13 protein-coding genes are annotated in these 12,005 nt (G+C 50.9%); 10 read left to right on the top strand and 3 right to left on the bottom strand.

The window, feature by feature from the left end:
• Positions 1–75: 75 nt before the first annotated feature.
• Positions 76–1,155, top strand: a complete 1,080-nt coding sequence (locus AC0KH7_RS00495; RefSeq protein ID WP_472369732.1) for an acyl-CoA dehydrogenase family protein — start codon at positions 76–78, stop codon at positions 1,153–1,155.
• Positions 1,156–1,183: 28 nt separating this feature from the next.
• On the opposite strand, the gene AC0KH7_RS00490 is transcribed toward AC0KH7_RS00495, so the two are convergent.
• The 3 genes from AC0KH7_RS00490 to AC0KH7_RS00480 all read right to left on the bottom strand — a co-directional run bounded on the left by AC0KH7_RS00490 (position 1,184) and on the right by AC0KH7_RS00480 (position 2,932).
• A complete protein-coding gene (locus AC0KH7_RS00490) occupies positions 1,184–1,744 on the bottom strand; it encodes a carboxymuconolactone decarboxylase family protein (protein ID WP_472369730.1) in 561 nt (186 codons plus the stop codon).
• Positions 1,745–1,867: 123 nt separating this feature from the next.
• The gene (locus AC0KH7_RS00485; protein WP_472369728.1) at positions 1,868–2,224 is read right to left on the bottom strand and encodes a MerR family transcriptional regulator; all 357 of its coding nucleotides are present in this window, start codon (positions 2,222–2,224) and stop codon (positions 1,868–1,870) included.
• Between the two features lie 114 nt (positions 2,225–2,338).
• Positions 2,339–2,932 (bottom strand): cytochrome b, encoded by a 594-nt coding sequence (locus AC0KH7_RS00480; RefSeq protein WP_472369726.1) that lies wholly within the window; start codon positions 2,930–2,932, stop codon positions 2,339–2,341.
• A gap of 119 nt (positions 2,933–3,051) precedes the next feature.
• Here AC0KH7_RS00480 and AC0KH7_RS00475 point away from each other — a divergent pair, with 119 nt between their 5' ends.
• From AC0KH7_RS00475 to AC0KH7_RS00435, 9 genes are all read left to right on the top strand, one after another.
• Positions 3,052–3,657, top strand: a complete 606-nt coding sequence (locus tag AC0KH7_RS00475) for a DNA-3-methyladenine glycosylase I (RefSeq protein ID WP_472369724.1) — start codon at positions 3,052–3,054, stop codon at positions 3,655–3,657.
• A 159-nt stretch (positions 3,658–3,816) separates the two neighbouring features.
• Positions 3,817–4,278, top strand: a complete 462-nt coding sequence (locus AC0KH7_RS00470) for a DUF2628 domain-containing protein (protein ID WP_472369722.1) — start codon at positions 3,817–3,819, stop codon at positions 4,276–4,278.
• Positions 4,279–4,546: 268 nt separating this feature from the next.
• On the top strand, positions 4,547–5,035 hold the full coding sequence (locus AC0KH7_RS00465; RefSeq protein WP_068646985.1) for a YeeE/YedE family protein: 489 nt from the start codon (positions 4,547–4,549) through the stop codon (positions 5,033–5,035).
• A gap of 7 nt (positions 5,036–5,042) precedes the next feature.
• A complete protein-coding gene (locus tag AC0KH7_RS00460; protein WP_472369720.1) occupies positions 5,043–5,576 on the top strand; it encodes a DUF6691 family protein in 534 nt (177 codons plus the stop codon).
• A 196-nt stretch (positions 5,577–5,772) separates the two neighbouring features.
• Positions 5,773–7,596: a translational GTPase TypA gene (gene typA, locus AC0KH7_RS00455; protein WP_472369718.1), complete on the top strand. Its 1,824-nt coding sequence runs from the start codon at positions 5,773–5,775 to the stop codon at positions 7,594–7,596.
• A 356-nt stretch (positions 7,597–7,952) separates the two neighbouring features.
• Positions 7,953–8,921: a prolyl aminopeptidase gene (pip, locus tag AC0KH7_RS00450; RefSeq protein WP_472369716.1), complete on the top strand. Its 969-nt coding sequence runs from the start codon at positions 7,953–7,955 to the stop codon at positions 8,919–8,921.
• A gap of 18 nt (positions 8,922–8,939) precedes the next feature.
• The gene (dtd, locus tag AC0KH7_RS00445) at positions 8,940–9,389 is read left to right on the top strand and encodes a D-aminoacyl-tRNA deacylase (protein WP_472369714.1); all 450 of its coding nucleotides are present in this window, start codon (positions 8,940–8,942) and stop codon (positions 9,387–9,389) included.
• 119 nt (positions 9,390–9,508) lie between these two features.
• A complete protein-coding gene (locus AC0KH7_RS00440) occupies positions 9,509–11,599 on the top strand; it encodes a two-component system response regulator (RefSeq protein ID WP_472369712.1) in 2,091 nt (696 codons plus the stop codon).
• A 34-nt stretch (positions 11,600–11,633) separates the two neighbouring features.
• Positions 11,634–11,978, top strand: coding sequence for an Hpt domain-containing protein (locus AC0KH7_RS00435; RefSeq protein WP_472369710.1), 345 nt, complete (start codon positions 11,634–11,636; stop codon positions 11,976–11,978).
• Positions 11,979–12,005: the final 27 nt, after the last annotated feature.

The raw sequence follows: 12,005 nt of genomic DNA, 5'->3' as shown, positions 1-12,005 counted from the left end.
AACTGTTATACCATATTCATATGATAACCAACACTCAGTCGTCCCAAGACAACAGACACGCAACGGAGCCGCGCCATGCCGCCAAAAACCGATAACCGACTCCAACAACTGGAAACGATTTTACCGCTGATTCGCGCCGAGGCCGCCACCGCGGAAAAGCAGGGGCATCTTACCGATGCGGTTTTGGCCGCCTTATTCAAACAGCGCCTTTTCCGCCTGTTTATTCCCGAATGCTATCAAGGCGAAGCGACCGACTTGCCAACCGCCTTGAAAGTGTTTGAGCGAATCGCCTACGCAGACGGTGCCACCGGCTGGCTGGTGATGATCGGCGCGGGCGGCGGGTTATTTTCCGGCTTTATGGCGGAAGCGGCGGCGCGGGAAATATTTGAACCGAAAAACGCGGTCATTGCCGGTTCCGGCATGCCATCAGGCCTGGTAAAAACGGTGGGAAACGGTTTTGAAGCCTCCGGCCGTTGGGCTTATGCCAGCGGTGCGCAGCATGCCAGTTGGTTCACCGCCAATTGCACAGTGGACGACACCGACGACATTCTCGCCATTGCCGTTCCCGCCGCCGAGGTGACCGTGCATTCAACCTGGTCGGCCTTCGGCATGAAAGCCACCGGCAGCCACGATTTCAGCGTGGAAAAGGTAACTGTTCCACGCGATTTCACCTTTTCGCTGGCGGACGCCCCCGTTTTGAATGACCCGATTTTCCATTGTCCGCTGGAAACCCTCGCCAGCGTAACCTTTGGCAGTGTCGCCGTCGGCATCGCCCAACATGCTCTGGAGGCCTTTCAAGACTTTGCGCAACACAAAACCCTTTACGGCCAAGACGGCGTGCTGGCCGACAAACCCGCCATTCAACAATGCACCGAACAGGCACAAACCCAAATTGAACACGCCCGCACGCAACTGTATGACTTGGCCGATACGATTTGGCAAGCCTGCGAGCACGGCCAGACGCCGGACGAAACGTTACGCACCCAAGTGCAAACCGAGTGCATCACACTGGTACAAGACTGCCTGCACGCCGCCGACAGTCTGAAAGCCCGCGCCGGAATGATGGCGGTGTTCAGCACCTCCGAATTCGGCCAGGCCTGGCGGGATTTGCATGTTTTAAGCCAGCATGTGATTTTATCGCCACCACTGGATTAAACCTTTGCGCTTAAAAGATTTTCAAGGTTTACGCCTCGGACGATGGTTTTTCAATCAACCCGCGTTCCAAAAGCACTTCTTCGGCCGCAAAGGCGCCATTCAAAGCGGCCGGAAAACCGGCATATACCGACATTTGGATAATGATTTCCATAACCTCGGTCACGGTACAACCCACGTTCAGCGCGGCATGAATGTGCACTTTGAGCTGAGGGGCCGCATTTCCCATCGCCGTTAAGGCGGCGACGGTGGCGATTTCCCGTGATTTCAAATCCAAACCGGGGCGGCTGTAAACGTCTCCGAAGGGATATTCAATCGTATAACGCGCCAAATCGGGCGCTACTTGTTGCAAAGAGCGGATAACGTTTTCGCCGGCTTGGCCGTCGATTTCTTTCAGTTTTTTAAGCCCGCGTTGAAAACGTTCGGTGTCGGGTGTTGTCATGGTTTGTTCTCCTTTCGGTTTTGAAATAATGGTTTTTTCGTCTGCGAAAACAGACGAAACGGGGCCGCTGAATGCACAGCTCAGCGCAGACAACTGAATGAAATGACGCCGGCTGAGCGTAAAAGCATGAATGGAAGGTTTGACTGGCATCGTGAAGCTCCTGATGTCGGGTTCAAAAGCAGTCTACAACTTAGAGTTAACTCTAAGTCAAGCGAAAATGTAGCGTGATTAAAATGTTAATAGAACGGTATTTTAGGCGGGAAAGTTGGATATTCAGTCCACAAGGTCTTGCTTGTACAAATCAATTTTGTCGTTGAGTTTTTGCAAATGCGTACGCAACTGTTCAATGTTTTCGGACAGGTCTTGCGCATGCTCTTCAAGCAGGGCCTGACGCTGGGCGACGGTGTCTTTACCTTGCTCCCTCAACGCCGCATAGTGACGGATTTTATCCAACGGCATACCGGTGTGTTTGAGGCGCAACACAAATTCCATCCAACGGACATCTTTGTCGGTGAAATGGCGGTGACCATTCGCCAAACGTTGCACGGACGACAGTACGCCGTTTTTTTCATAAAACCGGATGGTATGCGAGCTGACCCCGACTCGCAGGGAAAATTCTTTGATATTCATAAGTTCACTCAATAAACCAACAACACAAAAACCCAGTAAAAAAACCGCTCATCACGCGGCCTTTTCTGATTTAACGATACCATGATCGCTTACGAATACTCTAGTCGATTTCATTCAACTTTTCAGCGTTGTCATACGCTTCAACGTATCGTCTTTTTTCACGTAATGATGATACAACGCGGCCAGAGCGTGACCCAGAATCAGCATCCACACCAACAGTGCGCCGCCAATATCCTTATGAATAAAGTCGAGCGGTTTTTCAAATTCTTTAAAGGTGATGCCAAACCAGTATTCTTCAATCACATTCGTATACAACCAGGTATCGGAGAATTTTGGAATCTCAAACAAATAGAAGAATTGCGTGTTGGCACCGGTGCCCATATAGCCGGTCACCACCATCACCGCAATCATCAAATACAACAGCCAGTGTCCCGATTTGGCGGCCAAATGTGCAAAATCGGAACCGGGAACCGGATTGGGTTTACGGTCATACAACACCCAAAGCAGGCGTAAAATCAAAATCACACCAATGCTGATACCGATTGAAAAATGCAGCTGAATGGCGATGATGTTTTCCGGTGTATCCCGTTCGGTAAACCACTGCCGATAATAGACGGTCACATAAGCCAGCAGAAATAAAAGCGCCGTTAACCAATGCAGGGTTTTCGCCACCGTGCCGTAAGCGATTTGACTGTTGCGTAATGCCATTTTGCTCTCCCAAGATTCAGTCCGGTTTTGTTTCGTTTTCTTAGCCTGATGTTGTACGGTAAAATACTATCGATTTAATCACTGCACAATTTGAATAAATTAAGCAAAAAGGATATTCCATGAGTCAAACCGTTCCCGGTCCAGATAATTTGCCGCGTTGCGCCTGGTGCGGCCAGGTGGAAGCGTTTTTCGATTACCACGACCAAGAATGGGGCTTTCCGGTGGCGAACGACATTCGCTTGTTTGAAAAGCTGTGTCTGGAAAGTTTTCAAGCGGGTTTGAGTTGGCGCACCATTCTCGATAAGCGCGAGAACTTTCGCCGCGCCTTTAAACATTTCGACTTCAACCAAGTCGCCCAATTCACCGAACAGGATGTGCAGCGCCTGTTACAGGATGCGGGCATCGTACGGCATCGCGGCAAAATCGAGGCCGTCATCAACAACGCCCAGCGCGCTCAGGAACTCGTGGCACAACAGGGTTCGCTGGCGGCGTATTTCTGGCAATACGAACCGGACGAAGCCACTTTGCCGCCGCCGCAAAGCGTCACCACCTCACCGGAATCGGTGGCCTTGTCGAAAGCTTTGAAAAAAATGGGCTGGAAATTCGTGGGGCCAACCACCGTGTACGCCTTTATGGAAGCCATGGGGCTTATCAACAACCATGTGGAGGGTTGCATCACACGTTCGAAGGTCGCCAAGGCCCGCCAAGCCTTTCAGCGGCCTTAATTCAAAGCCCGAAACAAACGTCACAACACATTAAAATCCGTATAAACACTTAGCATTGAGCAAAAAATTTTTATCACTTAAAGGCGGTTCTTGGTATTTAATAGTTAAACGAAACTTTTCGATAAACCTTCATCTAAAAGCAAAAAGGAACAAACCCGGATGAGTGATGACAAGCACCATGACGAACAACTATTAACGGCCTTTATTCAAAAACCGGAAAAAGTGCCTTATTACCAACGCGGCTTGAACAAAATGCAAATCGGCCATGTTTTCAGTTTCAAGTGGCATTGGAGCTGGTGGGCTTTCTTTTTCGGCTGGGCCTTTTTACTGTATCGAAAAGCCTATCTGCCCGCACTGGGCGCGTTTATCGTCGCTTTTATTATGGGCTTTATCCCATTTTTCGGCTGGCTCATCACGTCCATTGTACTGGGCGGTGTCTCCCCTTATTTTGTGCTGAAAAAGTATCATGACATCAAGTCGCAAGCGGGTGACAATGAAGAAGAACAACTTCGTGCCATGCAAAACTTCGGTGGTTATCACAGCTGGGTTGTGTGGGTCACAGTCATTTTCTATGCGCTTATCTTCCTGTTTGTATTCGCCGCTTTCTTACCGAACAGCTAACGTACTACACCATTTATTCAGGTGAGCCGCGCCGGTTTTCAACATGAAACGGCGCGCCACTTGAACGAAAGCGTCTTCCCACATTCTCAAAAATGCTTTTCCCCAAAACGCCCAGGCCTGGGCGTTTTTCCATATTAAAACAACAACCATTTACATTCTTAATGCTTCATAAAATAATTTTATCCGCACGCAAAAAACCTCTCTTTGACTCGGGTGTAACATTCTTTGAAAATAGGCTTAATCAAACGAATTTATTATAGGATAAGCGATGGAAGTCATTGTTTGGAGCGCCTGGATTGCCGGCATTTCAATGGGGTTATTCGTGGTTTTTCACTTTTGGCTCATGGGGAAACCCGCCGGCTGCTCAACCGGTTACGGTAATTTCTGCGGCATGATGTTCAAACGGGTGGAATATTTCCGCACCGGGGAATACAAAAATATCAATAACTCGCGTTTATGGTTCCTGCTGGGCATTCCCATCGGCGGGCTGTTGAGCGCGCTGCAAGCGCCGGAGCCGTGGCATTTCAGTTTTGACATGGGGATGTATAACGACATTCTGCCGCAAACGCTGGCCGGGAAAGCCATCTGGCTGACGTTCGGCGGCGCGTTGTTGGGCTTCGGCGCACGGTTGGCCGGGGCTTGCACCACCGGGCACGCCTTGGTGGGCGGCGCGATGCTGAATCCGCCAAGCTTATTGGCGGGCGTTATTTTCTTTATGAGTGCGTTTGTGACCACGCACCTGTTGTTCGGAACCTGAGGAGTCAATGATGGAACATAAAATGCCACCGTTAAAAAGCATCCGCCTGTACATCATCTCGTTCATGTATGTGTACCGCAACAACATTTTCGGTTTTCTGATGGGCATCACCTTCGGCTTCTTGATGAGCCACGCCGGGGCGACCACTTACGATTACCACGCCAAGATGTTCCTGTTCGAGGATTTCCAACTGATGATTGTCATCGTCACCGCCGTGGCGATTGCGATGGTGGGGGTTTTCTTGCTCAAACGCTTCAAAGTGCGTGCCATTGCGACCGGCGCTGAGGTGGATTTCGTGAAAAAGCCGTACCAGAAAGGGTTAATGATCGGTGCCATGCTGTTCGGCATCGGCTGGGGGATGACCGCCTCCTGCCCCGGTACCATTCCGGCGATGATCGGCGAAGGCAAAATCGCCGGGCTCTTTGCCCTGCTCGGTCTGCTGATCGGCACCATGGCCTATGGAATTCTGCAAAGTTACATTCGCTTGGAAAAGGCGCAAAGCCAGAGCCAAACCACGGATCCGACCAGGCCTGGCCAATAACTGCATTCTCCGTGAATGCCTGATTGCCGGGCCGATTTTTCGGCTTGGCGATTTCACACTCCAACCGTTCTGACACCCTGCAAACGGTTTTTACCCCGTTATCGTCGATATTTTCCAATCATTTCAGCAGATTACGCAAACTCGCCCTGCCTTTTCAGTATAATACGCTTTTTTTGAAAGTTAAGAGAGTCCCTCCATGAGTACAGATCATATTCGCAACATTGCCATTATTGCGCACGTTGACCACGGTAAAACCACCCTGGTAGACCAGCTTCTACGGCAATCCGGCACGTTTGACGAAATCCGTAAAGACATGGGCGACCGTGTCATGGATTCCAATGATCTGGAAAAGGAACGGGGCATCACCATCCTGTCGAAAAACACGGCAGTCAACTGGAACGATTACCGCATCAACATCGTGGACACCCCGGGCCACGCCGACTTCGGTGGTGAAGTGGAACGTATTTTGTCGATGGTGGACTCGGTCCTATTGTTGGTGGACTCTGTGGAAGGGCCGATGCCGCAAACGCGTTTTGTAACGGAAAAAGCCTTGAAACAAGGTTTGAAGCCGATTGTGGTCATCAACAAAATCGACCGTCCGGGCGCGCGTCCAGACTGGGTACTGGACCAAACCTTCGACTTGTTTGACCGTTTGGGTGCTACCGACGAGCAAATGGATTTTGACGTTATTTATGCCTCCGGTTTGAACGGCTTCGCGGGGCTGGATGAAGACGTTCGTGAAGGCGACATGACGCCGGTCTTCGAAATCATCACCCAAAAAGTTCCGGCACCGGACGTTGATTTGGGCGGGCCTTTCCAGTTGCAATGTATCTCTTTGGACTACGACACTTACAAAGGCGTGATCGGCACAGGACGAATCAAACGCGGTTCCGTGGAAGTTGGCATGGCCATCACCATCATCGATGCCGAAGGCAAAGAGCGTAAAGGGAAAGTCGGTGAAATTTTCGGGTATCACGGCTTGGAACGTGTCAGCGTGGACGAAGCCCACGCCGGTGACATCGTGGCCTTTACCGGGCTGGACCCATTAAACATTTCCGACACCTTGTGTGATCCAAACCACGTTGAAGCCTTAACGCCATTGACCGTGGACGAGCCGACCGTAAGCATGACCTTCCAGGTCAACGACTCGCCATTCGTCGGCCAGGACGGTAAGTTGCTGACCTCTCGCCAAATCCGCGAGCGTTTGGACAAAGAACTCCTGACCAACGTGGCCTTACGTGTCGAAGACACCGAAGATGCCAACAAATTCCGTGTTTCCGGTCGTGGTGAACTACACTTGTCGGTGCTGATTGAAACCATGCGCCGCGAAGGTTTCGAAATGGGTATTTCCCGTCCGGAAGTTATCTTCAAGGAAGAAAACGGCGAAATTATGGAACCTTATGAAAACCTGACGGTGGACATTCCGGAAGACGCGCAAGGTTCCATTATGGAAAAACTGGGTGAGCGTAAAGCCGAAATGCAAGACATGGTGCCGGACGGACACGGTCGTGTGCGTATCGACTTCATCATCCCGTCTCGCGGGTTAATCGGCTTCCGTACCGAATTCATGACCGCCACCCAAGGGAACGGTTTGATTTTCTCCAGCTTCTCGCATTACGGACCGAAATTCGCCGGTACCTTGGGTGAGCGCAACAACGGCGTGTTGATTTCTCTGGGGCAAGGTAAAGCCTTGGCGTTCGCTTTGTTTAACCTACAAGATCGCGGCCGTCTATACATCGGCCACGGTGAAGAAGTGTACGAAGGCATGATTATCGGTCTGCACAGCCGCGCCAACGACTTGACGGTGAACCCGTTGAAAGGTAAGCAGTTGACCAACATGCGTGCCGCCGGAACCGACGAAGCCCTGACTTTGACGCCGCCGATTCGTTTCTCGCTGGAACAAGCGTTGGAATTCATCGACGACGACGAGCTGGTCGAAGTCACACCGAACAACGTCCGTATCCGTAAAAAACTGTTGACGGAAAACGAACGTAAAAAAGCGGGCCGTAGTAAGGCTTAATCCCCTACTCGACGTCGCTTTTTCAAAAACGCCCAGGCCTGGGCGTTTTTTTTATTTTCCTCTTTTTTCCGGTTTCCGCTAAAATCTCCAGTGTAGTGCCCTAGATTATTTGGCGATTTTAGAAGCCACCCAAATTTTTCAAGTCAAGGCGCTGTTTGCAGGCAATGGTCAGCCCTTAGCAAAAACAGCAACGCAGGATTGGGAAATTTGGGGGCTTACCTTCGGGCGAATCAGGAAAACGCCTCTGCGTTGTTTCGCCCCTTGTAAAGGGCACACCATTCACTGCGGGCCGCGCCTAGCAGAGAACATTTTCCTGACTCGCTAAAACGTCAAAAAATCTAGGACACTACACTAGCATGAACTTGGAACATCTACTTTATCCGAACATCAAACCTTACACCGAGCACAGTTTGCAGGTGGATAACACCCATACCTTGCACGTTGAAGAAAGCGGGAATCCGCTCGGCTTGCCGGTGCTGTTTATCCACGGTGGACCGGGCGGCGGTTGCTCGCCGACGCAACGGCGCTTTTTCCATCCGGACCACTACCGCATCATTCTGTTCGACCAGCGCGGTTGCGGTAAATCTCGCCCCCATGCTTGCCTGACCAACAACACCACCGCCCATCTGATTGAGGATATCGAAAAAATTCGCCGTCACCTCAATATCGACCGTTGGGTGCTGTTCGGCGGCTCCTGGGGCTCGACCTTGAGCTTGTTATATGCGGAAGCCTATCCGGAACGGGTGCTGGCGATGATTCTGCGCGGCATTTTCCTGTGCCGGGATGAAGACACCCGTTGGTTTTATCAGCAGGGTGCCGACCGCTTCTACCCGGATTATTGGCGAGATTTCATCGCGCCGGTGCCGGAAGACAAACGCGACGACATGATTGAAGCCTATTACGAATTGCTGACCAGCGATAACGAAATCGCTCGTATGAGCGCCGCCGAAGCCTGGTCAATTTGGGAAGGACGCACCTCAACCTTGAAAACCGACGACGATTTGGTCGATCATTTCGGAGACCCTTTCCATGCTTTGGCGATGGCACGCATCGAGTGCCATTATTTCCGCCATCATGCGTTTATCGAACCCAATCAGATTCTCGATAACATCGGTTACATTCAAACGATTCCAACCACTATCGTGCAAGGGCGTTACGACATGGTGTGCCCGTTCAATCAAGCCTACGCCCTGGCCGAAGCCATGCCAAAAGCCGATTTGATTGTCTGCGACCACGCCGGGCACTCCGCTTTCGAACCGGAAATTGCCGAACAGCTGGTGGAAGCGACCAACCGGACGTATCAAAGCATTGAACTCAATGCATAACTCGGCCGTGCAAAACTTATGATTTGTTTATTGCAACGTGTCACCCAAGCCGAAGTCCGTGTCAGCGGCGAGGTGATTGGACAGATTTCACCAGGCCTGGCCGTTTTATGTGGATTCCAACCGCACGATGACGCCGATTCCTTGAAACGCATGGCGCACAAGCTGCTGCATTACCGTGTGTTTGCCGACGATAACGACAAAATGAACCTCAATGTTCAGCAAATCCACCAAGGCAAAGGCGGCGATGTATTGCTGGTGCCGCAGTTCACGCTGCCGGCCGATACCCGCAAAGGCTTACGCCCCAGTTTTCATACCTCCGCCCCGCCGGCACAAGCCGAAGCGCTGTTCGACCAATTCGTCCAGCGGGTGACCGACGCTTACCGCGCCCCGCAAACCGGCCGTTTCGGCGCGGACATGCAGGTTTCATTGACCAACGACGGGCCGGTAACTTTCTGGCTGGAAAATTAATTCTCCGCAGCACCGTTTCAACACCTAAAAACCACATTACATCCATAGGGATAAAGGTTTTCATTTTCCCCAAAAGCGGCTAAACTAGAGCGTATAACAACTCTAAAAACGGACTTCGAATGGTGCTCTCGGACGGACAGGCGAACAAACAGGAATCGGCTTTGATTCTGGTGGTTGAAGACGATGACGTCACCCGTTTGACCTTATGCAAAGTGCTCTCAAAATCCGGTTTCCGCGTCATTGAAGCCGACAACGGCCAAGACGGTTTTTCGCTGTTCATCAAAGAAGCCCCGGATTTGATTTTGATGGACGTGATGATGCCAATCATGGACGGTTATGCCGCCACCGAAGCCATCCGCAACTACGAACAAGAACGCGCCGTACCGATTTTGATGCTGACCGCTCTGGACGATATCAGTTCCATCGACCAGGCCTTCGACATCGGCGCTACCGATTTCATTACCAAACCCATCAACTGGTCACTCCTGAGCCAACGCGTTAAATACGCCATCAAGTCCTCGTTGATTGAAGACCAATTGCGAATGAGCCAATCGCAACTGATTTACGCCCAAAAGCTGGCCAAACTCGGTTATTGGGAATGGGATGCGGCGTCGGATCAGGTCACCGGTTCCAGTTCGGCGTTTGAACTGTTTGGCATCCCGAATCAAGCGGATGTCACACTGGAACAGTTTTTCTCGAATATCATCCCCAAAGACCTGCCCTTAATCCAACAGGCGATTGCCGATGCCACCCAAGGGTATAACGACATCCAAGTCAGCTTTCGGGTACTGCACCATGACGGCTCCATGTCGCACATTGACTGTCTAGGGGAAGTCAGTTTCGATCAGGACGGCGAAATATTGAAAATCACCGGTTCGGCGCAGGACATCAGCCGTTTGCACAAGGCCGAAACCCTAATTGATTACCAGGCCAGCCACGATAAGTTGACGGATTTGGCGAACCGTTCCTTTTTCAGCAAAACACTGGCAAGCTTCATCAAGGAAGCCAACCCGAAAAAATACAGCGCCACCGTCATTCTCGACATTGACCGCTTTAAAAAAATCAACGATAACCTCGGCCAGGAAAACGGCGATGCTTTACTTCGCACCGTCGCGCAACGTTTGAAGAAGGTGACACGCGAAGACGATTTCGTCGCTCGACTGGGCAGTGACGAATTCGCCATCCTGATTAAAAACGCCGAAGACGCACAAGAACTGAATTTATCCCTGAGCCGTATTTTCCACGACATTTCCAAAGCCTTCAATATCCGCAATCAAGAGCTGTTTATCACTTTCTCGATTGGGGTGAGCATTATCCGTCAAGACGGCACCCGAGCCAGCGAACTCATTGCCCATGCCAACATCGCTCGAAGCCAGGCGAAGCAACAGGGCGGCAACCAGTTCCTGTTCTATCAAACGGAGATGAATGCCGAATCCAAAGAACAATTACTGTTGGAAAACGATTTACGCAAAGCCTTGGACCGAAATGAAATTGAGGTCTATTTCCAACCGCAGGTGGACGGCCAAACCTTGAAACCGTATGGGGCCGAAGCCTTGGTACGCTGGCATCATCCCTCGGAAGGTCTGGTGTCGCCTGCCGTATTCATCCCGATAGCGGAAAACAACGGGATGATTGTCGAAATCGGCCAATACGTCTTACAAAGCGCGGTGCAGGAAGCGGAAAAATGGCACCGGGAAGGGTTTGCCATACACATTGGCATCAATTTGTCCGGCCGCCAATTCTCCAGTTCCAACCTGATGAAAGACGTTCAAAATGTGTTACAGGGGTCTTCTTTGCCCGCTCAATATCTGGACCTGGAAATCACCGAAAGCCTGGCCATGAGCAATGCCGACCACAACATCAGCATTCTAAAAGGCTTGAAAGCCATGGGCGTGACACTGTCCATCGACGATTTCGGTACCGGGTATTCGTCTCTGGCGTATCTGCACAGCTTTCCGATTGATGCCATTAAAATCGACCGCTCATTTATTAACAACTTGGAAACACCGCAAGGCCAAGCCATTGTTCGAACCATATTGGCCATGGCCGAAAGCTTGGGTCTCAAAGTCGTGGCCGAAGGGATTGAAGATGAATTCCACGTCTCTTTCCTGCAAAATAAAAATTGCGATGTCTTCCAGGGCTTCAAATTCGGAAAACCGATGCCCGCTGAAGAGTTTCAACAATATCTTAAAAGTCACAACACCCCTTAGTGGGCTATAATAACGCTATCGCAAAGGAACTGGCATGTCTCAACCTGTGGATACCGACAACTTGGAAATGCTCAAAGAAATCATCGGCGATGACTTGAAAGACATTTTAAAGAGCTTTCTGGAGGTCGCGCCGGGCACCTTGTCGGACATCAAACAAGCGATTGAAAGCGGTGATGCTGACGGACTGAGATTACATGCACACACTCTCAAGGGCAGTTCCGCGAACATCGGTGCCACCGAATTACCCACTTTGTGTCTGGCACTGGAAAACCAAGGCAAAGACGGCATCACGACAGGCCTAGAAGCCCAGTTTGAAGCCGTTGAATCTGAAAGCGACAAGGTATCCAAGTTCCTAAAGCAGTATCTCGATGCCTTTTAAACCCGGTCGATGATCTGACCGCAGATT

The sequence above is a fragment of the Hydrogenovibrio sp. genome (genome assembly GCF_965140365.1).
Lineage (GTDB): Bacteria > Pseudomonadota > Gammaproteobacteria > Thiomicrospirales > Thiomicrospiraceae > Hydrogenovibrio.
Note: the sequence above shows the minus strand (reverse complement) of the source record. Positions and strands in the feature narration are given on the sequence as shown.